The sequence below is a fragment of the Bacillus testis genome (assembly GCF_001243895.1).
GTDB classification, from domain to species: Bacteria; Bacillota; Bacilli; order Bacillales; family DSM-1321; genus Bacillus_AD; species Bacillus_AD testis.
Genome location: NZ_LN851186.1, coordinates 2,473,917 through 2,499,035, shown reverse-complemented (window position 1 = coordinate 2,499,035; position 25,119 = coordinate 2,473,917). Strand labels below are relative to the sequence as shown.

Annotated in this window: 25 protein-coding genes and 1 riboswitch; of the genes, 22 read left to right on the top strand and 3 right to left on the bottom strand. The window is 44.6% G+C overall.

Annotated elements, in window-relative coordinates:
- Nucleotide 1 precedes the first annotated feature (1 nt).
- The 4 genes from BN1765_RS12630 to BN1765_RS12615 all read left to right on the top strand — a co-directional run bounded on the left by BN1765_RS12630 (nucleotide 2) and on the right by BN1765_RS12615 (nucleotide 3,823).
- Complete coding sequence (locus BN1765_RS12630; RefSeq protein WP_147554192.1) at nucleotides 2-241, top strand: hypothetical protein; 240 nt, start codon at nucleotides 2-4, stop codon at nucleotides 239-241.
- Between the two features lie 234 nt (nucleotides 242-475).
- Nucleotides 476-694, top strand: coding sequence for a GNAT family N-acetyltransferase (locus tag BN1765_RS20445; RefSeq protein ID WP_050615471.1), 219 nt, complete (start codon nucleotides 476-478; stop codon nucleotides 692-694).
- Nucleotides 695-1,322: 628 nt separating this feature from the next.
- A complete protein-coding gene (locus BN1765_RS12620; protein WP_050615470.1) occupies nucleotides 1,323-2,039 on the top strand; it encodes a response regulator transcription factor in 717 nt (238 codons plus the stop codon).
- Nucleotides 2,039-3,823 carry an ATP-binding protein gene (locus BN1765_RS12615; RefSeq protein ID WP_050615469.1) on the top strand — a complete coding sequence of 595 codons (1,785 nt, stop codon included), beginning with the start codon at nucleotides 2,039-2,041 and terminating at the stop codon, nucleotides 3,821-3,823. Before BN1765_RS12620 ends, BN1765_RS12615 begins: the two co-directional genes overlap by 1 nt.
- Before the next feature lie 146 nt (nucleotides 3,824-3,969).
- Here the strand turns inward: BN1765_RS12615 and BN1765_RS12610 are convergent, their stop codons facing one another.
- Nucleotides 3,970-4,395 (bottom strand): DUF5391 family protein, encoded by a 426-nt coding sequence (locus BN1765_RS12610; RefSeq protein ID WP_050615468.1) that lies wholly within the window; start codon nucleotides 4,393-4,395, stop codon nucleotides 3,970-3,972.
- A gap of 464 nt (nucleotides 4,396-4,859) precedes the next feature.
- Here BN1765_RS12610 and sigX point away from each other — a divergent pair, with 464 nt between their 5' ends.
- The 3 genes from sigX (at nucleotide 4,860) to BN1765_RS12595 (ending at nucleotide 7,551) form a co-directional block, all read left to right on the top strand.
- Nucleotides 4,860-5,414, top strand: coding sequence for an RNA polymerase sigma factor SigX (sigX, locus tag BN1765_RS12605; protein ID WP_050615467.1), 555 nt, complete (start codon nucleotides 4,860-4,862; stop codon nucleotides 5,412-5,414).
- Nucleotides 5,386-6,612: a hypothetical protein gene (locus tag BN1765_RS12600; protein ID WP_050615466.1), complete on the top strand. Its 1,227-nt coding sequence runs from the start codon at nucleotides 5,386-5,388 to the stop codon at nucleotides 6,610-6,612. The genes sigX and BN1765_RS12600 overlap by 29 nt, the downstream gene beginning before the upstream one ends.
- A gap of 249 nt (nucleotides 6,613-6,861) precedes the next feature.
- On the top strand, nucleotides 6,862-7,551 hold the full coding sequence (locus tag BN1765_RS12595; RefSeq protein WP_050615465.1) for a peptidoglycan DD-metalloendopeptidase family protein: 690 nt from the start codon (nucleotides 6,862-6,864) through the stop codon (nucleotides 7,549-7,551).
- Nucleotides 7,552-7,664: 113 nt separating this feature from the next.
- Here the strand turns inward: BN1765_RS12595 and serA are convergent, their stop codons facing one another.
- The gene (serA, locus tag BN1765_RS12590) at nucleotides 7,665-9,239 is read right to left on the bottom strand and encodes a phosphoglycerate dehydrogenase (protein ID WP_050616763.1); all 1,575 of its coding nucleotides are present in this window, start codon (nucleotides 9,237-9,239) and stop codon (nucleotides 7,665-7,667) included.
- Between the two features lie 300 nt (nucleotides 9,240-9,539).
- Nucleotides 9,540-9,686, top strand: a riboswitch (FMN riboswitch).
- 159 nt (nucleotides 9,687-9,845) lie between these two features.
- Here serA and BN1765_RS12585 point away from each other — a divergent pair.
- Nucleotides 9,846-10,433, top strand: a complete 588-nt coding sequence (locus tag BN1765_RS12585; RefSeq protein ID WP_050615464.1) for an ECF transporter S component — start codon at nucleotides 9,846-9,848, stop codon at nucleotides 10,431-10,433.
- 773 nt (nucleotides 10,434-11,206) lie between these two features.
- Here the strand turns inward: BN1765_RS12585 and BN1765_RS12580 are convergent.
- Nucleotides 11,207-11,455, bottom strand: a complete 249-nt coding sequence (locus BN1765_RS12580) for a ferredoxin (RefSeq protein WP_050615463.1) — start codon at nucleotides 11,453-11,455, stop codon at nucleotides 11,207-11,209.
- Between the two features lie 246 nt (nucleotides 11,456-11,701).
- Between BN1765_RS12580 and BN1765_RS12575 the strand changes: the two genes are divergently transcribed.
- The 14 genes from BN1765_RS12575 (at nucleotide 11,702) to BN1765_RS12510 (ending at nucleotide 25,080) form a co-directional block, all read left to right on the top strand.
- The gene (locus tag BN1765_RS12575; protein ID WP_050615462.1) at nucleotides 11,702-11,968 is read left to right on the top strand and encodes a YpbB family protein; all 267 of its coding nucleotides are present in this window, start codon (nucleotides 11,702-11,704) and stop codon (nucleotides 11,966-11,968) included.
- A gap of 13 nt (nucleotides 11,969-11,981) precedes the next feature.
- Nucleotides 11,982-12,758, top strand: a complete 777-nt coding sequence (locus BN1765_RS12570) for a YpbB family protein (RefSeq protein ID WP_050615461.1) — start codon at nucleotides 11,982-11,984, stop codon at nucleotides 12,756-12,758.
- Nucleotides 12,755-14,296, top strand: coding sequence for a RecQ family ATP-dependent DNA helicase (locus BN1765_RS12565; RefSeq protein ID WP_050615460.1), 1,542 nt, complete (start codon nucleotides 12,755-12,757; stop codon nucleotides 14,294-14,296). The genes BN1765_RS12570 and BN1765_RS12565 overlap by 4 nt, the downstream gene beginning before the upstream one ends.
- Nucleotides 14,286-14,900 carry a CPBP family intramembrane glutamic endopeptidase gene (locus BN1765_RS12560; protein ID WP_050615459.1) on the top strand — a complete coding sequence of 205 codons (615 nt, stop codon included), beginning with the start codon at nucleotides 14,286-14,288 and terminating at the stop codon, nucleotides 14,898-14,900. The genes BN1765_RS12565 and BN1765_RS12560 overlap by 11 nt, the downstream gene beginning before the upstream one ends.
- Before the next feature lie 5 nt (nucleotides 14,901-14,905).
- Nucleotides 14,906-15,670: a LysM peptidoglycan-binding domain-containing protein gene (locus BN1765_RS12555; RefSeq protein WP_187119447.1), complete on the top strand. Its 765-nt coding sequence runs from the start codon at nucleotides 14,906-14,908 to the stop codon at nucleotides 15,668-15,670.
- A gap of 71 nt (nucleotides 15,671-15,741) precedes the next feature.
- Nucleotides 15,742-16,203: a YpbF family protein gene (locus BN1765_RS12550; RefSeq protein ID WP_050615457.1), complete on the top strand. Its 462-nt coding sequence runs from the start codon at nucleotides 15,742-15,744 to the stop codon at nucleotides 16,201-16,203.
- Between the two features lie 38 nt (nucleotides 16,204-16,241).
- Nucleotides 16,242-16,874, top strand: coding sequence for a CBS domain-containing protein (locus BN1765_RS12545; RefSeq protein ID WP_050615456.1), 633 nt, complete (start codon nucleotides 16,242-16,244; stop codon nucleotides 16,872-16,874).
- 146 nt (nucleotides 16,875-17,020) lie between these two features.
- On the top strand, nucleotides 17,021-17,800 hold the full coding sequence (locus tag BN1765_RS12540; RefSeq protein WP_082195468.1) for a metallophosphoesterase: 780 nt from the start codon (nucleotides 17,021-17,023) through the stop codon (nucleotides 17,798-17,800).
- A 170-nt stretch (nucleotides 17,801-17,970) separates the two neighbouring features.
- Nucleotides 17,971-18,543: an adaptor protein MecA gene (locus tag BN1765_RS12535; protein WP_050615455.1), complete on the top strand. Its 573-nt coding sequence runs from the start codon at nucleotides 17,971-17,973 to the stop codon at nucleotides 18,541-18,543.
- 205 nt (nucleotides 18,544-18,748) lie between these two features.
- A complete protein-coding gene (locus BN1765_RS12530) occupies nucleotides 18,749-20,032 on the top strand; it encodes a Glu/Leu/Phe/Val family dehydrogenase (RefSeq protein WP_050615454.1) in 1,284 nt (427 codons plus the stop codon).
- Nucleotides 20,033-20,164: 132 nt separating this feature from the next.
- Nucleotides 20,165-21,142, top strand: coding sequence for a YpdA family putative bacillithiol disulfide reductase (locus BN1765_RS12525; protein ID WP_050615453.1), 978 nt, complete (start codon nucleotides 20,165-20,167; stop codon nucleotides 21,140-21,142).
- Nucleotides 21,143-21,425: 283 nt separating this feature from the next.
- Nucleotides 21,426-22,397 (top strand): asparaginase, encoded by a 972-nt coding sequence (locus BN1765_RS12520; RefSeq protein WP_050615452.1) that lies wholly within the window; start codon nucleotides 21,426-21,428, stop codon nucleotides 22,395-22,397.
- A gap of 350 nt (nucleotides 22,398-22,747) precedes the next feature.
- Entirely contained in the window at nucleotides 22,748-23,416 is a 669-nt protein-coding gene (prsW, locus tag BN1765_RS12515; protein WP_050615451.1) for a glutamic-type intramembrane protease PrsW, read from the top strand.
- A gap of 158 nt (nucleotides 23,417-23,574) precedes the next feature.
- The gene (locus BN1765_RS12510; protein WP_050615450.1) at nucleotides 23,575-25,080 is read left to right on the top strand and encodes a BCCT family transporter; all 1,506 of its coding nucleotides are present in this window, start codon (nucleotides 23,575-23,577) and stop codon (nucleotides 25,078-25,080) included.
- The last annotated feature ends 39 nt before the right edge of the window (nucleotides 25,081-25,119 follow it).

Here is a 25,119-nt window from a genome sequence, read left to right as displayed (position 1 = left end):
TTTGATGCAGATCTATCCGTTGCCTGGAGATGTACCAGGTCTCTTCCTGGAGCACTATTTGGCGCGCATGCCGATGACTAATGATGAGCTCATCCTATTCGAAGGAATCGCTCTCATCAGATGGATTCTTCTGTATCGCAGGAGCGGTATACCCGTCATTGACGGCACCAAACGAACGGCTGAAGCCATCATCCGCAGGAACCGATATATGAATGATGTCCGGCTGGATGGAAGGCTTTAGCCCAAAGTGGAAGGAAGATGAACATGGAAAGCGATGTTCTGTTCGGCCAATTCCCTGTGCTGAAACATAGCGGCATCCTCTAGAAAAAGATAGAGGCAGTACATCTGGATGAGCTATTTGTGCTTTATGACAGAGCGTGTGTTCCGTATGTGCGGGATTACGCCGAAGCATATAAAAAACGGTGGAGAAGACAATCGGCCATTTCGAGCGCGCGACTATGGGAGGCATTCTAAATTGAAGTGGGGAATATGTGAGGACAGGAAGGAAGAGTTAATCGGCTTTATGGATGTGTTCGCCCTCGATAAAAAAGTTAATGCCTTAACAATTGGATACCTTGCTGCAGGAAAAGCATTGGGCAAGGGGATTGCGCAGGGCGATTGGCTGTGCACTCTCCTTCCTTTTCACGGTAGCGGGGGTCAACCGCGTCCAGGCAGAAGTTCTTCCGGAGAATAAGGCCTCTAAAAAGTGCTGTTGAAAAACGGATTTAGACTGGAGGGGGCACTTCGCCAATTTGCTTTCTGGGGCAATCAGGGTATGGTAGACCTGGAAATCTGCGGCATATTACGTGATGAGTCTATCACTGGGCATATTGAATAATGAAAGCTGCCATGGCGATGGCGGCTTTTTCTGTATTCGTTTTTTTAAATATTTATCCAAAAAATAGGGGTATTATGAATAAATTATTGAATAAAATAGGTTATTTGAAAAATCGTTCGGTGCATGGGTTGTATATTTACTCAAATTTATTACAATAGAATAGAAGGCTGCTGCTGCAGCAAGGCTAGGAATAGCAACTCTGAGATAAAGTGAAATGTTGAACGGTGAGGGGTTTCATTTTCCATGCCGCTCATTCCTTGAACCACCCTAAGTTCTTACTGGCGCTTGATGTCTCGCTTCCCTTCTTCGTCGAGCAAGTGGGGGAATCAGCTAGTATTGGGGAAATGAATAAAGGTTATTTCGCTTTTATCTCTTTTTATATATAATGAAAGAGTTGAAAACGCATAAAAAGAGGGTCTTATTTCATTGATGCATAATCAGGCTTATACATTAAGGATGATATGCAAACAGGGGAGGCAATAAGATGGACAGCGAAATTAGAATTTTAGTAGTGGATGATGAAGAAAGAATCCGCAGGCTATTAAAAATGTACTTAGAGAGAGAAGAATATATGATTGACGAAGCGGCAGACGGTAATGAGGCATTGGCCAAAGCATCTGCGAACGACTATGATCTTATCCTTCTAGATATCATGATGCCGGGCAAGGATGGCATTGAAGTGTGCCGTGAACTGCGAGAGAAGAAATCGACTCCGGTTATCATGCTGACAGCAAAAGGAGAAGAAATCAACCGTGTCCAGGGATTCGAAGTGGGTACGGATGATTATATCGTCAAACCTTTCTCACCGCGTGAAGTTGTGCTGCGCGTGAAGGCATTGCTGCGCCGGTCTTCCAAAACAACCTTTATTCAAGCGGATACAACGACAAAGGATATTATCGTCCTTCCGCATTTGACAATCGATAATGATGCCCATCGTGTGACAGCCGACCAGAAGGAAGTGTCGCTGACACCGAAAGAATATGAATTGCTGTATTTCCTAGCGAAAGCTCCGGACAAGGTGTTCGACCGCGAGCAATTGCTGAAAGAAGTTTGGCACTATGAATTCTTTGGAGATCTCCGTACAGTCGATACGCATGTGAAACGATTGAGAGAAAAGCTGAACAGGGTATCCGAAGAGGCTGCCAAAATGATTGTTACGGTTTGGGGAGTTGGATACAAATTCGAGGTTGTGAATGAATAATGATATTTCTAAGGAGCGTCGTTGGTAAGCTATGGCTTACCATTCTATTGTTAGTATCTTTTGTACTGCTCATATTGACGGTGCTCCTCCTGGAGTTTTTTCAAAATTTTCAGGTTCATCAAGTGGAAGATGATTTGCTTGTGACAGCCAACCGGATTGTACAGATACTTGAGTACCATGAAGATCCGCGCTATACCTTAGAGATATCATCACAATTATTAGGCCGTTCAAAGAAAATCATGATTGTAAAGGACAAGGATCATATCTACTTCTCTGACAATAGCGATAAAAAATTTCAGCTGTCATTACATACAATCGAGAAGGACAAGCAGCTTTCGTCTGTATTCGAGGACGGCAAAACAGTGAAGAAGGAACTTGTGCTTAACAAGTCGACGGAGGATGAAATGCCGGTTATGATTGTCGGTGTCCCGTTGAAGGACGACAAGCAGCAGGGTGTTATATTTGTGTACCAATCCCTTGATACGATGAGGGCGACCATCCAGTCGACAACTAAATTTATTATCCTTGCTGCCGGTGTAGCCATTATTCTGACGACGATTTTCGCCTTTTTCCTCTCGACCCGGATTACTGCTCCGCTCCGTAAGATGAGGGAAGCCGTTTTTGAAGTGGCCAAGGGGAAATTCGACACAAAGGTGCCGAGCCCATCCAATGATGAAATCGGTGAATTGGCGCATGCCTTCAACAAAATGGGCAAGCAGCTGAAATTCAATATGGATGAGTTGAGCCGGGAAAAAGAGAATCTTTCCAGTATCTTGAGCTCGATGGCGGACGGTGTCCTCACCATCCGTGTCGACGGTACAATCCTTTCTACTAATCCTCCTGCAGATGTATTCATGGACTATTGGAATAAAGGAAAGCATGGGGCCCGTTCGATCAAAGAAGCTCCGGAAGAACTGCAGCAGCTCTTCCAGGCGACGGTCGAAAGGGAAGTGGAACAGATCGGCGAAATCAAGTTGTCGGACCATTATTGGGTAATCATTGTCAGCCCATTATATAATAATGAAAATATTCGCGGCGCCGTGGCTGTTCTTCGCGATATGACCGAAGACCGCAAGTTGAATAAAATGCGAAATGATTTTATCGCGAATGTTTCCCATGAATTGCGGACGCCGATTTCCATGCTTCAGGGATACAGCGAGGCGATTATTGATGATATTGCCCAAACGGATGAAGAGAAGAAGGATATGGCACAAATCATTTATGATGAATCTCTCCGGATGGGAAGATTGGTGAATGATCTCCTTGACCTGGCAAGGATGGAAGCAGGTTATATTAACCTGAGTTATGAGGAAGTTGAGCTCCGGGATTATCTAAAACGGATTGCTTCCAAATTCTTCGGGCTTGCTAAAGAGAAAGGCATCACGGTCCAAACGGATCTTCATGACCCTGACTATATCTGGGTCATGGATCCAGACAGGATTGAACAGGTCCTGACGAATTTAATCGATAATGCCATCCGCCATACACCGGCACCAGGCACAGTGACGGTCATACAAGACATCGTGAATGACCAATTGATGATCCAGGTGCAGGATTCTGGTTCCGGCATTCCACAGGAAGACCTGCCGTTCGTTTTTGAACGTTTCTACAAAGCGGATAAAGCAAGGACACGCGGCCAATCTGGGACTGGGCTTGGTCTCGCAATCGCCCAGAATATCATCAAAGCTCATAATGGGGACATTTCTGTCGTTTCCGAAATGGGAAAAGGAACGACATTTACTTTCACCATTCCGCAAAGTACGATCGTTTATGATGCTGATTAAAATGTTTGCCGAAAAATATCGTTACATAAGAAACGGCTTACTTTTTTGGTACATTAGGCAATAAATAGGCTATCAAAGAGATCCTTGTGATCTCTTCTTTTTGTTTCTTGGGACCAGAAGGATGAAAAAATGGTTTGTTCAAGATGTCAGATGGGGTGATTAGTCTCTTTTGGTGAGGAAGAAGGCCGGAATGCGATGAGAAACCATATGAAATGGACCAGCATCCCGGCTATGCAAAGACCGATGATGGAAGTTAAATAAACCCAACCGATCTCTTTAAATTCCGCCATTATAAGTGCGAAGACCAGAAAGAAGGAATTCGCCAGCAGTCCTATGCCGCAAAACAAGGCTAAGACGAATTTCATCATGCGAAGCCCCGCCGTATAGATGATTAGGGGAAACAAATAAAACAAAAGCACCATTCCTAATTCCATCCACATTTCGACTGACCCAAATTGGTTGGCATGCTTGCCGGTTTCCGCTAGAGGAGACATGGAGGTAATGGTCAATAATGCACAAAAAAGGATGGCGGATAGGAACGTTGCGGTCAGTATCCCTATTCTTTTTTTCATGGGTAGGCACTTCCTCCTCTAATGTATAAATGTAAAAATTATACATTATATGTTACCATAAAAAGAATGGTTATGGGCTTGCGGATAGGTGAAACCTTGTTTAATATTTTTCTTCACTACTCAGCCAAATAATTGTTCATGCCAGCCTAATAGATGAATAGCAGGTACAAGCCCTGATCATGTGGTCAGGGCTCATTCCATTCACGGCAGCCTGCTGGGCAATAGCCGAGGTGGCACAAATAGGTAAGGGATGGTATGATTGAACACATCGTTTATGATGCAATTATAGGTACAGCAGGCTTTTTTCTAGAATGCTTGATATAAAAATGAGAACGATAGACAGAAGGACGAGAGGGAAGAACAGCCAATATTTCGTTATTATGCTGCGTATTCCAGGGGTGTTTAGGGGAGTGTAACCTTTTCTCGAAAGAATACGACAAACTAATGACGGAGGGGGAAGAAATATGGACTCCGTTTTCCAAAATTTATACGAGAAGTATCATCAGGAACTTTTTCAATTTTTATTTTATATGGTGAAGGACCGTCAGACTGCAGAGGATTTAATGCAGGAAGTTTATATCAAAGTGCTTCACGCATATCATCGTTTTGAAAATAAAAGCAGTGAGAAGACATGGCTATATTCGATCGCTAGAAATACAGCGATCGACTATTTCAGAAAGCACAAAAGCTGGAAGCAGCGGCTGCTGGATAATTTTGATTGGAGCAGGGACAGTGTGGCCGACATTCAGCCGTTGCCTGAGGAAATCGCGGAAAGCAATGAAGAAACAAGAATGGTTTATAGATGCTTGGAGAAATGTTCGACTGACCAGCGGATGGTTATCATCCTTCGTTATATTCAAGCATTGTCAATCACAGAAAGCGCCGAGGCTCTTGGATGGACGGTCGCTAAAGTGAAAACCACACAGCACAGGGCATTAAAAAATTTGAAGAAAATCATGGAGGAAGAACAGCGAAAGGAGGCTAAGGCCGATGAAGGAGTCAGATTGGAACGGAAATAGGCTGGAAGAGTACTTGGCGCAGATGCCATCTATTCGTGACCGCAGAGATCCTGAATGGGTCAGGAGCCGAATTGAGGAACGGATGAACCAGGACCGGCTCAGAAAAAAACGCAGATGGTTGCCATTCGCTGTTTCATCGGCTGCTGTTGCCTGTGTGGCTACATTCGCAACCATTTCACTTTGGCAGGATACATCTGGGGAAGAAAAGAGCGATAGCCTCCAGGATAGGCAGGAGTTATCCCTAAAACCGGAAACACCGCAAAAGGATCAGGTGAAGGAAACGGACGATGCTAGAAAGGCATCTGTAGCGAAAAAGAAAGCAATTCCCACAAAGGAGGAAACCGGAAATCCGCCTGCGAAAGCCAAACAGAATGCCAGCCAGGGAATCATGGCGGCGGGTGTAGGAAGTGCTTCTTTCTATAATCAAGAAGCAGTGCAGTCGAGCTATGCTACGATAGCGCTTCCCCTGAAGGACAAGCAGATGGTCGTGCCCATTACAGTCCCTGTCAAGGATGCGACAGTAGAAGGGAAATTAGCTGCTTTTTTAGCGATGATCAAAGAAAAGGATTACAGTAAATACGGTTTAGATTCATTTAGCCGGGATATGGGATTGCTGTCCTATCTCCCCGACCACCAAGCTGTAACTCTTGAGACATCCGGACAGCTAGGCGGAGAAAGTGATCCTGATAAGCGGTGGCTTGATTCGCTTATGGAGACAATGAGATATATAGGCATAACCAGGCTGATCATACAGCAGGACGGTGAATCTGGCGAAATGGAACAGTCCATTGCTGTCAACCCCTATCCGCAGAGGGCTGTATTGGTCTATCAAGGCCAACATTCCTCCTCTTCTTTATTTGTTCCAACTCAGGAAAGCTTCAGCGACTTGCTTCAAGCTTTGCAGGCGATGAAACAGGGAGGGGAAGAGCCGGGAATGCTGGCTAGTATTCCTGATTATGTAGACTTTAAGGATATACAGAAAGAGGGGGATGCGGTCGTTGTCACTTTTGCTGATGGCTGTTCGATGGAAGATAACGAGGAGGGGATCACCGGTATTCATGCGATCTTGCTGGCTGCACGCGAATTCGGCTTTAAAGCGGTGCGTTTCCTTAACGCTGGACTGCCTATGATTGGCACCATCAATTTGGAAGAAGAAGTAGATGTGCCAAATGCACCTAATATGCTTGCCGCCGATTAAAGGCTGATTAGAGAGTCGTGAAGTGCGCCTCTCTTTTTTTGTTCCTTGTGGCTTATTGGCGAAATAAGGGCCAGGGGAGATGAAAAAATGCCCTAAAAGGTCCATGCATACTTTTTAAGGGATGGAGAAAGCTAGTAAACGTGGTTATTTTGGTAAAAAGATTGCCAATTGGTACATTTGCAGTTCTGAAATTCTCTCTTTCCGCATACGTTAGGGAGGAATGAATTCAGTAGGAGGCACTTTATTATTATGCTTGATTACGGCAAAAGAGTATTGATTGCATTAATTGTTGCAGCTTTTATCGGCATGCTGTTTATAGGCGGCACAACTGGTAAAGCAGCAGCCCCTTCCCATGAAGGGTTTGGAGAAGAATGGATTTGGCCCGCCCGCGGGGAAATCAGCGACCATTTTGGCGCCCGTGGGGGCACTCATAAAGGCATCGACATTGCCGGTGAATATCGTTCACCGGTCGTGGCGGCGAAGGACGGGGTGGTTTCGAAGTCCTATACATCGCAAACGTATGGAGAAGTTGTATTTATCACCCATTCTAACCATTCATATGAGACCGTATATGCACATCTTTACAAGCGGTTCGTTAAGGAAGGACAATCTATCAAGAAGGGGCAGCGTATCGGAGAAATGGGTAACACCGGTGCATCCGATGGCGTCCATCTTCACTTTGAAATACATAAGCCTGAATGGACATTTGATAAACAAAATGCGATTAATCCTTCAATGGCTGTTGGAGGCGTACCGTCAGAACAAGAAGCCATGCCAGTCATGAACAGCAGAAGCCAGATGAAATATATCGTGAGGGAAGGCGATACATTGAGCAGCATCGGCAACCGCTATCATGTGCCGGTGTACAGGCTGCTTCAGCTCAATAAATTGGATTCTGACCAAATTTTTATCAATCAGGTACTGATTCTTAATGAATGAGGAAATAGAAAAAGCGCCCCCTGAAAGGAGATCCCTCTTTCCAGAGGGCGCTTTTGATTTTGGCTGCTCTGTAAGAAGAGAATTGTTTGGCCGTTAAATCGGTTGTCTTCTCTTCATAGGGAAATCCGGTGGAGCGATGTGATATCTTCTGCTGCCATCAATAATGACAGCATTTGATCGGAAAGCGGCTTATCGAACGACAAGACCATAATGGCTTCTCCGCCGATTTGTTTCCGGCCAACCTGCATGGTAGCAATGTTGATAGCATGATCTCCAAGGATCTTGCCTACCCGTCCGATTACGCCTGGGCGGTCAGTATGTTGGATGTAAAGAAGGTGCCCCTCTGGTACAAAATCAATGGCGAAGCCGTTCAGGCTAACAATGCGGAGACCGTAATGGTCTATATATGTTCCTTTGATCTCTAATTGCGTTTTATCGCCTTTTACTGTGGCGGAAATGATATTTGTGTAGCCGGACGTGTTCTGGGAAATCTTTTCCCCGACAGTAATGCCGCGTTCTTGGGCGACAAGCAGGGCATTCACTTCGTTGACAGCATGGTCGATCCGTTGGTTCAGGAAACCTGACAGCAAGCTTTTGGTCAGCAATGTTGTTTCGAAATCAAGCACCGAGCCGGCATAGGTCACAGAAATTTCGTTGACGCCTTCCTTGATCGCTTGGGAGGCGATTTGGCCGATTTTTTTTGCCAATCCATAGTATGGCTGTATTTTTTCGAATATTTCCTTCGATATAGCAGGAAGGTTAATTGAATTGGAGACAGGGTTCCCCTCAAGGTATGCCAATACTTCATGGGCAACCTGGGTTGCTACATTTAATTGGGCTTCTTTGGTCGATGCGCCGAGATGAGGGGTTGCAATCACCGAATCCAGTTCAAGCAGTTTATTAGTAACGGCTGGCTCTTCGACGAATACATCTAGCGCGGCACCGGCCACCTGTCCCTGTATGAGGCACTCATAAAGGTCATCTTCATCAATGATTCCTCCACGGGCACAGTTCAGTACATAGAGGCCTTTTTGCGCTTTCATCAGCATTTCTTTATTGATGAGTCCCTTTGTCTCCTTAGTCAAGGGCGTATGGACGGTGATGATATGGGATTTGGCCATCAATTCATCCAATGAAAGATTGAGAATGTTCAGTTGCTTGGCTCGTTCTGCCGTCAGGAAAGGATCGTAGGCAACGACGTTCATGCCGAAAGCTTTCGCCCGCTTCGTGATTTCTCCCCCAATCCGCCCCATGCCTATGATTCCGAGGGTTTTCCCGTTTAATTCTGTCCCCACATAAGCTGAACGTTTCCATTCTCCTTGTTTGACGGAGGCGTAGGCCTGCGGAATATGGCGTAAAAGAGAGGCCATCATCGCAAAAGTATGCTCGGCTGTGGAGATCGTATTGCCGTCCGGCGCGTTTACGACGACGATCCCTCTCTTTGTTGCTGCATGGATATCAACATTATCCACTCCAACGCCTGCCCGGGCGATGATTTTTAAGTTGGGCATTGCTTCAATCAAGTCGGCGGTCACTTTTGTTGCGCTTCTTACAAGGATTGCATCTACTTCATGAAGTTGTTCAGCTGCTTTCTCTACGGTCTGTTGGATCAATTCGATTCCTGAAGCGTGGAGAAAAGGTGTCAGCCCTTCAGGTTTTATAGCATCAGCCACCAATATTTTATACACTGACATACACCATCCTATAATAGTCAAAATATTTTAAAAAATGAATTAACGACATTCTACCGTTGAAAAAAGCAGTTGTCAATTTGGCACGGATTATGTAAACGCTTTATTATGTATTATTTTTAAAAAATAATGCGGCTAATAGAAAGTGGGCTATTAGAGTTTCCTGTCGTCCTTTACACTATTTGAAAAATTTAATTTCTTGTATTTTAGATTTCCTTGAGCTAAAATATAATCAACTAGATAGCTATAGGTGCATACTTATGTGCTATGAAGTTATAATACTAAAACAATTAAATGATCTACTTTCGGGGCAGGGTGTAATTCCCGACCGGCGGTGAAGAAATATTTTCTGAGCCCGCGAGCCTTGAATCTGCAATTTGGGTTCTTGGTTGATTTGGTGAAATTCCAAAGCCGACAGTATAGTCTGGATGGGAGAAGGTGGAGGTTCGAGCGTTTTGCTTTTTAAAAATGAAAGGCACAACGTTTATTTGACCTTGGAATTTTCTCCCTTTAGCGTAAGTAAGCTAAAGGGTTTTTTAATGCCATCGTCACAGAACCTGTCCTCTTTTCGTGGAATAGATCAGAAAAGAAGGAGAGAGTTGTATGAAAGACATGAATTTGAAGAGATTTGTAGCAATCGCTATGTTCAGTTCCATCGCCTATATCTTGATGCTGCTGAACTTCCCGATGCCGGGATTCCCAGTGTTCCTCAATGTTGATTTCAGTGATATTCCTGCCTTATTGGCAGCAGTCATTTACGGGCCGCTTGCCGGGATTGTCGTTGAAATGCTTAAAAATATCTTGGATTATGCCATGACGGGAAGCGAGACAGGGGTTCCAATTGGGCATATGGCTAATTTTATTGCAGGCATCGCGTTTGTTTTGCCTTCCTACTTTATCTATAAAAAATTCACCAGTAAGAGAGGCTTAGTGGCCGGTCTTTCAGTCGCTACTGTTTTTATGGCAGTACTGATGGGAGTTTTGAATTATTTTGTCATTCTGCCGGCGTATGCCACTTTCGCCAACTGGGGAGTGATGACATCTGCTGAAACAAGAGCAATGGTCATAACCGCCATTTTTCCATTTAACTTGATTAAGGGCGTGTTGGTAACAAGTATCACATTGATTTTGTTCGGCAAGCTGAAAGGTTGGCTTGAACGATTGTCGCCAATTTACCAATTAAATAAATAAAGAATTGACATATATACAAAACAGCCTTGCTTTGAAGTGAGGCTGTTTTGTTTTTCGTATTTGTTTGTTTCTTAACCATGCTGAAAAATGGCGTTGCTCAATATAACTAAGTATTTAGTATTTTGGAAGGGAAATTGAATGGGGAGATTAGGGGTAGCTCTGTTGTTTTTACTTTTTATTATGTTGGCCGCTTGTAGTAAGCAAAACCTTGTAGTTAAGCTAATAGCAAGCGAAAAAACGTTGCCCTTTCATTTTAATACGATAGCACATAAAGAAACTCACGGTTGTTGAAGACGAAGTAGAGACCGATGTTCCGCTAACAGAGCCGTTTTGATCCTACGTTAAAAACCACTAAATAACCAGTGCTCGATATTCATTCGGGCCATGGGTATTTAGTGGTTTTCTTTTTGTTTGGTACTTGGGTCATGAAAAAAGCCTTTTGTTTGTATGGAGCAAACTGAGGGCTACCGCTTTTCTGATCCAGCTCCGGCGGCCAGGGACCTCGCATCTTCTTCTACGATAAGTCAAAATCGGCTCGTACCTTCGCCGTGTTTCCTTTATCTCAAAGAAAGCTACTCCAGTTTGTACGTCGCTAAACGGAGGGCTTCTGCTTTTCGGTGATCCAGCTGCAGGGCACAGCTCCTAGCAAACTTTACGTTTTTCTCTACGATAAGTCAACATCAGCTCTCTACGTTCGCTGTGTATCCTTTATCTCGAGAAAAACGCTCCAGTTTGTACGTCGCTAAACGTGCCCTTCCGCTTTTCTACATTATTCATTCAAATTTGAAAGGGTCGCCTTCAAATGGTTCTTCTGCAACTTTGATGGATTCTGTTGGGCATCCTTCGAATGCGTCCATCATATCGTCTTCCAGTACTTCTGGAATGGCTTCTGTTCCTTGGTTGTCGTCAAGGATGTTGAAGGCGATGCCTTCGTCGTCGTAATCGTAAATATCAGGCGCTGCGGCTCCGCATGCTCCACAAGCGATACATGTGTCTTTATCGACAATTGTATACTTTGCCATGATATAACCTCCCAATCTATGTACATGAATCGTACTGATATAATAATTAAACCACGTGTTTTATTGTATATGTGTGCAAATAACTTTTCAATAGTATTTACTTTGTTTGTGTGGAACTATACTGGTATTGTCTAGAAATTGTTCCTGATTTTTCACTGAATGTACAAAAAATGTTTTTCAGCAAATTATGCTAAATTCTGATAAAATTAATGTATCAATACGACAAAGTTTAGGATTGTGATTATAATGGTGCATTCGTATTTGGAGGCCATCATTCTGCATTGCCTGGCGCAGATCGGCGGGGAGCGGACGGTCTATTCGGTCTACCATATCCTCTACGGAAAGAAATCTTCGCAGACAATCCAGGACAGCCGGTTTTTTTATATAGAGTCTTTTTTCAGGACTTGTCCCTCCCTTGGCAGAGAGCAGTTCCAGCAGCGAGTCGATTCCCTTGAACGGGAAGGCCTGCTTTCGATTTTGAATGAAAAAGGCAATTTATACGCTGACAGATAAAGGATGGCGATCGTTGAAGGCGTATGTGGAAAAGAATCCTTTGCCGATCCATATGAATGGTTTTGCTTTTCATATGGTAGCCATTCCTTTTTGGAAACGGCTTTCGTTTTTGTTTCAAGTTTTATCGAATGGCGTTCATGGAAACGCATCTTATTATCCGATTGAACAGGATATCATCATTCAGAATTGGATCAAGCATTTGTTATTTAAATATAGTAATATGAACGTCTTGGCAGGACTGCTGCATGCCGAATTGAAAGCTGTTCTTGAGGAATGCCCGCCGGAAACGGCGCAGATCTTTCTGTGGAAGCTGACAGGGTTCCATAGGGCGGGTTACAGCAACGGACAAATTGCCGACCGATTAGGGAAAGATGCCTACTTTGTCCATTTTGCTTTTTTGGATTGCCTGCATTTGTTGCTTCAGCGTTCCATTGAGGAAAGTAAAAGTAATCTCTTATCGGAATTGACGGCGGATTTGTTTGAAAATCTTTCCTCCCCTATTACGCGAAGCAGTATGTCGACGCTCGTCTATCTAAAAAAAGGCTATAGCGTTTCTGAGATAGCAGTTGTGCGCCAATTGAAAGAAAGTACAATCGAAGACCATATCGTGGAGCTGGCTCTTCATACGTCAGAAATCAAATTGGATGACTATGTAAGTGAGCCGTTAATTGAGGAGATACGGCGGGTTGCAAGAAAACTGGAAACGAAATCACTTAAAGCGATCAGACAGGAACTGGCCGTTGAAGCCAGTTATTTTCAAATCAGGCTTGTGCTTGCGGAAGGGAGATGAGAGCGGTGAATCAGGAACTGGAACGGCAATTGAAGCATTACTTCGGCTATAGTGCTTTCCGGCCCGGCCAAAAAGAGACGATCGAATCGGTCATGAACGGCAATCATACGATTTCCACCTTGGCGACAGGGACAGGCAAGTCACTTTGCTATCAATTGCCGTCCTATCTGATGAATAAACCGGCGGTCATCGTTTCTCCTTTGCTGTCCCTGATGCAGGACCAGGTCGACCAGCTGAAAATGAATGGAGAAAAGAAGGCGGTTGCGTTGACTTCTTTCCTGAATTTCGGCGAGAAGGCAAGCGTCTTAAGAAGGCTAAATGAATATCGTTTTATTTTCCTGTCGCCTGAAATGCTGGCTATGCCCAGTATCATTTCGGCCCTGCAGCGATTGGATATTGGCTTGTTCGTCGTCGATGAAGCACATTGTATATCGCAGTGGGGTTTTGATTTCCGCCCCAATTATCTGCAGCTGGGAGAAGTTAGAGAACGTCTTGGCAATCCTTTGACTCTGGCTTTGACTGCCACGGCGACAGAGGAAGTCAGAAAAGATATTGGCACATTTCTTCATCTGGAGGAATGCAGGGAAATCGTCAGCTCAGTCGACCGCCGCAATATCGGGATAATGATCGAAAAACTTTCGACGAATGAAAATAAGCAGAATCGGCTTCTGCAGCTGGTCGAGTCTTTGCGTAAACCGGGAATTATTTATTTTTCTAGCAAAAAAACGGCAGAGAGCATGTCACGCTGGCTTGCGGACCAAGGTGTGGAAGGGGTCGGTTTCTACCATGCGGGTATGGAGCAGGAGCAGCGGGTGTTGATCCAGCAGCAATTCCTCCAGAATCAGCTGCAGATTATATGCGCCACGAATGCATTTGGCATGGGAATCAATAAGGATAATGTCCGTTTTGTGATCCATTACCATCTTCCGTCCAGCATGGAAGCTTATCTGCAAGAAATCGGAAGAGCTGGCCGCGACGGCAAGGAAAGCGCCGCTATTTTGTTATACACAAGCGGTGATGAATCGTTGCCACTGTTTTTGATGGAAAGCGAACGGCCGACCCCGATGCAGCTGGACCTTTTTATGGAGTTTATATCAGGGATGTATGGCGATAAGATTTCAGGCCTTTCAGCGGAACAACTCCAGGCGGGCTTCGACCATGTGCAGTTTTCTGAAGTGCAAACCAGGCTTCTGCTGTATTTTATCCAGCGGGAAAATGGCGCCATCGCTAGGGCCGTGCATGAGCTTACTCAGTCCATGGAAGAGGTGGCCCGTAAGAAGCAGGTAAAGTGGTCGAAATTTTATCAATGGCTGATGGACGAAGGTTGCTACCGGAAAGGCATTCTGCATTATTTCCATGAAAAGACTGATCAGCCACGCCCTGTCCCTTGCTGTACGAATTGCGGTTACGAAGCGTCGCATTATTTTGGTAAGGAAGATGAAGGGATGAATCTTGAATGGCGGGTCCTCGAAAATGACTGGCGGAAGGAGCTGGATTATTTCCTGACACCGCAAGAGGCGGAGAGACATGAACAATAAGCAGGCAGATCTCATTAAAGAGTTATCGGATGATGTCCTTCTAATGAATGTATGGCTTACACAGGGGATTGTGTTGGCGGTGGCGTTGGTTCTTAATTTGATCCTGTTTGATTCGTTCGGGGACTTTTTTAGGCTGTTTGATTGGCATGACAGCCGAATCCTCCTGGTTGGGGGAGGGGTGGGCGTGTTGGTGGTGGCACTTGATTGGCTGATGATGAAAATCGTGCCTCCGCGTTATTATGACGATGGGGGAATCAATGAAAGGATTTTCAGCAGTTCCTCGTACGGGCAGATACTTATATTGACGGCTGCCGTATCGGTCTGCGAAGAGCTGCTATTCCGCGGTGCCATCCAGACACATACGAACCTGTGGGTGGCGAGCATCATTTTTGCGCTTGTGCACTATCGGTATTTATTCCATCCGTATTTATTTATAAATGTGATGGTGCTCAGCCTATTATTCGGCTGGATTTTTGAGCAAAGCGGGAATTTGCTGGTGACGATCGCCATGCATTTCGTTATTGATCTTCTTCTAGGATTATACATAAAAAGGAAAGCTGTGAAAACAACTTCACGTACTGATGATTATTGTGGAAGTGAGTGATGCATATGAAGGATTTAAGACAGAAAGACCAAGCTGATAAATTGCGGGAAAAGGTCCAGTCCGATCGGGACGATTTCGAATGGAACACCTCTTCCTTGCCTTCAAGGAAGGAAGTCCATAGCCGGAAGAAACAGAAGGTGAAGATGAAAATCAAGTTTCCGTTGGTTAAACTGCTGGCCCTATTCTTCGTATTGTTGGTTATAACGACTTTTGCCATTTATTCGTTTTTGACAAAAGATGACGAACCAAGCAAAAAAGCAAGCGGAAACGAAGATTCTTATTCTGAGAAAATCATCATTAACCATTCGTCTTCTGACAAAAAAGCTGTGAAAGAAGAGGCTTCTGAACCAAAGAAACAAAAAGAAGAGGCAAAAGCTCCAGAAAAAAAAGAAACGGCTGTAAATGACAGCAAAGATCAAGAGCAGAATAAAGAGACAGAAAAAGCGCCGGAAAAAGCGCCAGATCAAGATCAGACAGATGCAGGCCAAAAGCAGCCTGTTACTATTAAGCCGGAGAAGAAAGAAGTGGCTTCCGGGACAGCAGGGAAGGAAAGTAATCCGGAAAACAATCCAGCGGAAAACAGTCATTATACGATGGAAAATGGGTATAAGGTGTATAAGCATACCGTTCAACCAAAGGAAACTGTCTTTCGCATTGCAATGAATTATTACAAGTCGCAGGCAGGCATCGAGTTAATCAAGCAATGGAATGGCTTAGCGGACAATAACATTTCAGTAGGACAAGTATTGAAAATCCCGGTTAAGCCATGATCTTGTGACATCCAGTTCTAAAGATGGGGTGGGCGGACATACACTTCTTTATTATGAGGAGTGTGAATGATATGGATCCAGCCATCATACAATTGGATGATTCAGTGACTGACTTGGCAACGAAGCGGATGCTGCAGAATGTAATAGAACGGAAAAGGAAGTTCGACCGTCTTAAGAAAAAGCATTTCAGGACAACCATCGTTACCTTAATTTTGGGTTTATTACTGATTCTGTATATATACATTCTCTACGTCCGGCCCTATTCTTCCTCGTTACTCGATGTGCTGACTGAATTCATGGGCCACAACACTTCGCTGCTTTACTGTACCGTTGCCTTTGGTGTATATGGCTATATGCTAATCCTGAAAAAGAAAATGGATAAGGCAGAGAAAGAATACCATGCGCTGCGATGTGAGATTGTGGACCGCAGCAAGGACTTGTGGAAGCAGGAAAACGCCTGGAAGGAGCGCCATAAGATTTTTCAGGTAATGAAGGAAATGTACGATATCAACCTGTTCCATCAGAATAAATGAAAATTTTTGACTGTCCGCTCTGAAAGGAGACATGTTCGATGTTTGTTAAAAGCATTATGAAGCCAAGCTTCGAGTGTATAACTGTCCAAAGTTCAGATTCATTGCGCCTCACGTTAGACCGGATGGATGAAAACGGAATTGATGCGGTTCCGGTACTTGAAGGAAAGAAGTACAAAGGGATTATTACCAGACACCATATTTTTGAATATTATTTCAACAAAGGTGGAGACCGTACTTCTTTTTTGAATGAGAACAAAGCAGGCGAAAATGTGACGCATCAGGAAGAATTCTTGACGGGGGATGAAATTTTCGAAAATACGGTCATTGCGCTCAAAAATTTTCCGCTGCTGGCAGTGGTAGGGCCGCAGGGCGACTTTCGGGGCATCGTCACCCGCTTTGATGTTCTTGAACAGTTCCAAAGTGCATTCGGCATGCAGCGGAAAGGTGTTCGGATTGCCTTTACATCGGTCGAAACAGAAGGGCGCTTGGCAAAGTTTACGGATATCGCCCATCAATACCATGAACATATCATTTCTTTGGTCACTTTTGATGAAGGAGACCGGCTTGTCCGCAGGATTGTCATGAAGATTGAGCAGACAGCGAACCTCGATAAATTCACAAAGAAACTCGAGGAAGCAGGGTTCCGTATTCTGAGCATAACGGAAGATTGACCCATATTTATAGCCCTTTCCGACCGTAGGAAAGGGCTTTTTTCTGACTGGTACAATCAGAAGTGCAAGTCATATGCTAAACAGTGCAGGTGTGATATGATTTTGGTAGTTTGATGTTAAATTTTTTTTGGAAATAAGGAGTTTATATGGAATATATATTATGGAGCGCTGTTGCCATAGTGGCAGCCGGTCTGGCTGGCTGCCTTTATATGTGGCGGCTCGCTTACGAAAATAATGTGATGGAACACTCTTTCTCATTTATGGATTTCCCTGCCGGCTTCGGTACGGTTTCTCTTTTCTTCATATCGGATATCCATAAGCGGTCCATCCATGACAGTATTATTAAAAGTGCCAAAGGAAAAGCAGAATGCGTGATCATTGGAGGCGATCTTGCTGAAGGGGGCGTTCCTTTTTCATTGATAGAAGAAAATATCCGCAAACTGAAAAGTATTGGACCGGTATACTTTGTCTGGGGCAATAACGATTATGAGCTTGATTATCATGAACTGGACGCCCTTCTCCTAAGCTTAGGCGTAAAAATCCTCGATAATACCTCTGTAACCTTCGAATCCCCGACAGGAGACAAAATGTCGCTGCTTGGCGTCGATTATTGTGACGGGGGCAAGGCAAGGCTGGATTTAGCCTTGCAGGACAGCGAAGAAGGCACCTTTAAGATATTGGCCAGCCATAGCCCGAGCATCATGCGAAAAGTGGATCCGGCCCACGGAATTTCATTCATCCTTGCCGGCCATACCCACGGCGGGCAAATTCGGCTATTCGGTTTCGGACGGTACGCCCATGGCGGAGTGACAGTTAAGGGCAATACTACAATGTTTACATCGAACGGATATGGAACGAGTGTCTTGCCGCTGCGCCTTGGAGCAAAAGCGCAAACCCATATCATTCATTTATCCCGATGTAACTAATCCGAACCCGCTTCATGGATGCTTAAAGAATTCGTGAATGGGCACCGCTTATTTGAGTGTCTCTTTAAATGATGGTCTTTCCATCGAATCTAACAAAGGATATGCACAGCGCGCATGGCTATTCATATGATGATGTAGTAAATTGTATTTACCGTCGGGAGGCATGTGCGTTGAAGCTTGAGCGAATGAATCAAAATGTGCTTAAAATCTTTCTTACCCTTGATGATTTGTATGAGAATGGATTGGAGTTGGAAGACGTCAAAAGTGATAGCCTTAAGGTGCATGCCATCATAAAAGGGATGATCGAACAAGCTTGCCAGGAAGAGGATTTTCCATTCAAGGGATTGATCGAGATCGAAATCTTCTCTCTCCATGCCCAGGGCGTCATCATGATCATCAGCAGGGATGATGAAACAATCTGCGAGGAAGATGACCTCTTGGATCTGCGGCTGTATAACGCCACAAGGAAAGATTTCCTGTATTGCTTCCAGTTTGAAGAGCTGGTCCGATTCGCTGGGATGGCAAGGAATAAGATGATGGATGTGGAAAATTCTATTTATTTTCTGCAAGAAAGATACTATCTTTATATAGATAAAATGGATGCTGGCCATTATGATTTTATTGTTTCGCTAGCATCTGAATTTGGCGAGGCAAGTACGATCACACTGTCCCGCTTGCAGGAGTATGGAAAAATAATTGTGGAAGGATGTGGGGTTTCTACTTTCTATGATTACTTTACCTAAATAATGGATTTTGTAAGCCTCTTATCGAACAGCCATTTACGACCGGGAAAAGACGTTTTAACGGTTGAAAAGAAAGGAATAAACCAGTAATCTATTATTTCTGAATGTTTCATATAATGGCTTGATTAAAAAATGCAAGGTGTATACTAACAACTGGATGTTGGTATATATTTTACCAATCGTTGATTTTCTAGGAGGTCCTTACATGGCAGCTCAAAATAATACAGACCAAACAAAGTCTACTCAGACAAATAAAAATGATGTGTTACTTTCGACCCAAACAGTGATCCATAAGGCGTTGGATAAATTAGGGTATCCCGAGGAAGTGTATGAACTTCTGAAGGAGCCATTGCGTATGCTGACGGTCAAGATTCCCGTTAAAATGGATGATGGAAGTGTAAGGGTATTCACAGGCTATCGGGCCCAACATAATGACGCGGTCGGGCCGACAAAAGGAGGCATTCGCTTTCATCCGGGCGTCACAGAGCGCGAAGTGAAGGCGCTGTCCATCTGGATGAGCCTAAAATGCGGAATTGTGGATTTGCCTTATGGCGGCGGTAAAGGAGGAATCGTCTGCGATCCCCGCACGATGTCCTTTGGTGAATTGGAACGTTTAAGCCGTGCCTATGTGCGTGCCATTTCCCAAATTGTCGGGCCTACGAAGGATATACCGGCACCTGATGTTTTTACCAATTCGCAGATCATGGCCTGGATGATGGATGAATATAGCCGGATTGATGAATTCAATTCACCGGGCTTCATTACGGGCAAACCTTTGGTCCTAGGGGGTTCTCATGGACGTGAATCGGCTACAGCAAAAGGTGTCACAATAGTCATTAGGGAAGCCGCCAAAAAGAGAGGAATCGATTTGAAAGGCGCCAAAGTAGTTGTCCAAGGATTCGGGAATGCGGGCAGTTATTTGTCGAAGTTCATGCATGACGCCGGTGCAAAGGTTGTAGGCATTTCCGATGCATACGGGGCACTCCACGATCCTGAAGGTCTGGATATCGATTATCTGTTGGACCGCAGAGATAGTTATGGAACCGTAACAAACTTGTTTGATCATACGATCTCTAATAAAGAATTGCTTGAGCTTGATTGCGATATCCTTGTGCCCGCTGCCATTGAAAACCAGATTACTGAAGAAAACGCTCATAATATCGCTGCAAAGATTGTGGTGGAAGCGGCAAATGGCCCAACCACTCTGGAAGGGACGCAGATCTTAACCGACCGCGGTATATTGCTTGTTCCGGATGTTCTGGCTTCAGCCGGTGGTGTGACTGTCTCTTATTTTGAATGGGTTCAGAACAATCAGGGATATTACTGGACAGAAGAAGAGGTAGAGGAAAAATTAGAAAAGATTCTCGTAAAGTCTTTTCAGGCGATCTATGAAACCGCCCAGACAAGACGCGTCGATATGCGCTTAGCCGCCTATATGATCGGCGTCCGTAAAATGGCCGAAGCTTCACGCTTCCGCGGATGGATTTGACCGAGTATTCTGCATGGCGGGTTCTTTTTATTGAATTATTGTAAGAAAACTTCTATCTTTAAGATAGGAGTTTTATTTTTTATCTAAGGAGAAACTATTTGTCCGTAGGTGAGCCTTATGAGGAGTGATCATGTGGAAAAGAAAGATGCTATCATAATCGGTGGTGGCCCGTGCGGACTGGCGGCGGCCATCGCTTTGCAGGAAATTGGATTACAGCCGGTCGTTATTGAAAAAGGAAATGTGGTCAATTCCATTTATCATTATCCTACGCACCAGACGTTTTTCAGTAGCAGCGACCGCCTGGAAATCGGCGACGTTGCGTTCATTACCGAAAACAGAAAGCCTGTCAGAAACCAAGCGCTGTCCTATTATAGAGAAGTAGTGAAACGCAAACAAATCAACGTCCATGCTTTTGAAAAAGTCCTAAAGGCCACAAAGGAGGCTGATGGTTCTTTTGTAGTGGAAAGCGACAAAAATACGTATATAACGCCTTACGTAGTCGTGGCAACCGGGTATTATGATCAGCCTAATATGTTGAACGTTCCCGGCGAAGAGCTTCCCCATGTCTTCCATTACTTCAAAGAGGCGCATCCTTTCTTTGATTGCGATGTGACGGTCATCGGCGGCAAGAACTCAAGTGTGGACGCGGCGCTCGAACTTGTGAAAGCAGGGGCAAGAGTGACGGTCCTGTATCGCGGAAGCGCCTATTCTCCAAGCGTGAAGCCGTGGATTCTTCCTGAATTCGAATCGCTTGTCCGCAATGGCACGATCAAAATGGAATTTAATGCAACCATCGATTCCATCACAGAAAACGATGTACATTATCAAATTGGCGGCGGTGCCATACAGAAGGTGAAGGCAGATTATGTGTTCGCTATGATCGGTTACCATCCCGACCAATCGTTCCTGAAGCAAATGGGTGTGGAAGTGGATCAAGAGAGCGGCCGCCCTGTATTTGACAGTGAAACGATGGAATCCAACGTAAAAGGGTTGTTCATCGCTGGCGTCATTGCGGCCGGGAATAATGCGAATGAAATCTTTATCGAAAACGGCCGATTCCATGGCCCGCAGATTGCCGCATATATACAATCACAAAGAGAGAACGACTGAGCAGTCGTTCTTTTTTTGTATCAACGTTAGTGGGGCAGGGAAAGGTCCCAATGGCGGGGATGCTCACCGTTTGCTCTACGGAAAGGGAGCATCGGGAGCAGTTTTTTAGGGTGGTTCCTACTTGCAAGAAGGGACGTTTTGGCTGATTGGAGAAATTTACTGCAATCAGTCAAACTGGTTAGGAAAACACTAATAATATGCCGGCAAAACGGCGATATTGTTTGTTAAAACAGCACTACCGCTTTTTGGGTTTGATATAGTATCATAGTGGTGAGGTGTAGATATGATTAAGAAAAAAATTACGCTTATAACAACCGGCGGAACAATCGCCAGCAAAGAAATCAACAAAGGCTTGCTTGATTCCGGGGCAATTAGCGGTGAAGAGTTAGCTTCATTATGCGATTTGCCGCAAGGATACGATATCCATATCGTCGATATCATGGGCGTCCCTTCCATGCATATCAATTTTTCCAAAATGGATTTAATCAGGAAGGCGATAGAGGAAGAACTGAAGGATGAAAGTGTCAGTGGAATTGTGGTTACACATGGTACTGACAGCCTTGAAGAAACCGCTTATTTTCTGGATATAACTATAAATGACCACCGTCCCATCGTGGTGACGGGTTCCCAAAGATCCCCTCAAGAGGTGGGCACGGATGTGTTTTCCAACTTGAAAAACTCGATCTATACGGCTTCCAGCGAGCTGCTGCATAATGTCGGCGTTGTCGTGGTTTTCAATGAACGGATCTACTCGGCTAAATACGTCAAAAAGGTCCATGCCTCCAATCTGCAGGGCTTTGAATCGTTCGGCTATGGATATTTGGGCATTATCGATAATGATATCGTGTCCATTTACCAAAAACCTGTCCGAAAAGAAAGTTTCGACTTGTGCAGGCCATTGGGAAGGGTCGATATTATTAAATGCCATACTGGACAGGATGGAGTGTTCATTGATGCCAGTGTCGCTGCGGGCGCTGAGGGCATTGTACTGGAAGGCGTAGGGCGCGGCCAGGTGACGCCGATGATGATTCCGTCCATCCAGGCAGCCCTTGATAAAGGGATCACAGTCGTAATGACTACAAGTGCCGAGGAAGGGAAAGTCTATCCTTCTTATGGATATGAAGGAAGCGCGCATGACCTCAAGCAAAGAGGCGTCCTTCTCGGGGAAGATTATGACAGCAAAAAGGCGCGGATCAAATTGGCAGTACTGCTAGCCTCCCAGGATCGGGTAAGCCAATCCGATTTTTCTTATTAAAGCCGAATAGCTACTTAACGAGTTCATATACTAGACATACAGCAAGTAAAACTTTGATTGGTGGGCGTTTTTATTCATTCACCATCGGTCTGGCTGGAGCTAAGACTTCCGCTAATACTTCTTCGTTTCGTTCAGCATTTGAAGTGGGAGTCTAAGCTTCATTTATAATGGGATCATCTCCGTGAAAGGCGAAGCTGGCTAAGCCCAGCTTCCCCTTTTTACTGTTTTTCTAGGTCTGAGGAACTCGTTTTTGTATATGGGCTAAAATGTTTAAAAAAGATTCAAATGCTGATTTTTTTCGTTCATCATGATACGATAGTAGTAAAATTGCCATGAAATGGGGTCGGCGGATGCTGGTCATTTTTACAGCTGGTCTTGCGCCTGGACTGGCATTGTTGAGTTACTTTTATTTAAAAGATTATTATGGGACCGAGCCGATTTTTGTGGTGGTTCGGACATTTCTATTCGGGGCCGTACTTGTCTTTCCAATTATGTTCATTCAGTATGTGCTCGGGACGGAAGGCTTGATTTCCAATGATGCAGTGTCGTCGTTTTTGGCGACAGGCTTTCTGGAGGAGTTTGTCAAGTGGTTCGTCCTCATGTACACGATTTATTCCCACGTGTCATTTGATGAACCTTATGACGGGATTGTCTACGGATCAGCAGTTTCTTTAGGGTTCGCCAGTGCTGAAAACATCTTCTACTTGATTTCAAACGGCGTTGAATTTGCGTTCGGCAGGGCATTGCTGCCGGTATCAAGCCATGCGCTTTTTGGCGTCATCATGGGCTATTATCTAGGCAAAGGAAAGTTTGCCAGCAACAGGGAACGTGCATTTATGTGTTATGCTTTAATAATTCCGGTCTTTCTGCATGGGGTATACGATTATATTCTCTTGAAGGAAAGCATTTGGTTGTATGGCATAGCCCCATTCATGATTTTCTTATGGTGGTTCGGCTTGCGGAAATATAAAAAGGCGAGAAGGCTTTCGGATGTATATGCTGTTGAAATGATGAGGTAAAAGAAGCATTTTTTTGGAAGATGCTTCTTTTTTGGTGTCCGGAACCATATAAGCGTATTTCTTGATGTTCTCCGCCTAGGTCTGTATCCTATTAAACATGGCTTTTTAATTGGGATTAAAGGCTAATTGTTTAATGGCTAGACAGAAAGGGTGGTAACATCAAGAATAAGCATACTGTTTTGACTGTATCTGTATCAATTATCGCGTTATTTATCGTGTGGGGCGTACTTCCGGCCAGTTGGGCAGGATCATGGTCATTGGAACGGACTATGTCTGCCGGAAATCAGTTCTTACTAGAAAAGTTCGGCTGGTTTTACAGCATGCTGTTGACAGGGATTGTCATCCTGGCCGCTTATTTTGCTTTTTCTAAATACGGAAAAATTCGCTTGGGAAAAGACACAGACCGTCCGGAGTTCCGTTATCTGACCTGGCTATCGATGCTTTTTGCAGCCGGAATGGGTATCGGATTGGTCTTTTATGGTATATCAGAGCCAATTACGCATATGACTTCGCCGTTAGTCGACGGCCAAAGCGACAGCGAAAAAATGAATTTTGCCATGCGTTATTCCTTCTTTCATTGGGGAATCCACCCCTGGGCCATTTATGCAGTGGCCGCTATGGTTATCGCCTATTTCACCTTCAGAAAAGGGAAATCAGGCACGATTTCATCGACCGTTGCTCCTTTATTTAAGGCATCTTCTTCCTCTGTATTTGGCCGGATCATCGATATACTGTCCGTGTTGGCCATCGTGTTTGGGGTTGTTCCGACTGTGGGAATCGGGGCGCAGCAAATTGCGGGAGGATTGAGCTACTTGTTTCCGGGGATCGAGAATACAACTGGTTTGCAAATTTCTCTGATTGCAGTATTTACGGTTATATTCCTGCTTTCGACTCAAAGTGGCATAAAAAGAGGGATTAAATATCTGAGTAACTTCAATCTCATCCTGGCAGCATGTTTATTGTTCTTTGTGCTGTTCGCCGGACCGACGTTGTTTATCATGGATTTTTTCACCGATTCATTGGGACGGTATATTCAGACTCTGCCAGAAATGACGTTTAAGTTGAATCCGCTGAATGAGGATGAATCATCCTATATACGCAGCTGGACGATCTTTTATTGGGGTTGGTGGATTTCTTGGACGCCATTTGTGGCCAATTTTATTGCCCGGATCAGTAAAGGCCGAACCATCCGCGAATTCATCAGTGGAGCTGTATTGGTTCCAGCGGTGATTGGGACTTTCTGGTTTGCGGTTTTTGGCGGAACCTCCCTGCATTTGGACGTGGCAGAAGGGGCGGGGATTGCCAAGGACATCCTTACGAACGGACCAGAAGTCGGTTTGTTCTCGTTGCTCAGCAACCTGCCGTTTGCGCAAATTACACAGGCACTGGGTATCGTTCTGATCGGTACTTTCTTTGTTACGTCCGCCGATTCTGCTACCTATGTAGTCGCCATGCAAACGGCGAACGGTTCGCAGACTCCAAGCAATAGGCTCAAATTAAGCTGGGGAATCATTATTTCTGTATTGGCTATGATTCTTCTTGGTGCAGGCGGACTTAACGCCTTACAGACGACCGCGCTCGTTGGCGCCTTTCCATTCGCTTTTGTCATCATCCTGATGGTGGTTTCATTCATGAAAGAACTGAGAAAAGAAAACGTGGGATAACCCAAAGCATCCGGAATGTCCGGATGCTTTTTTCTTTGT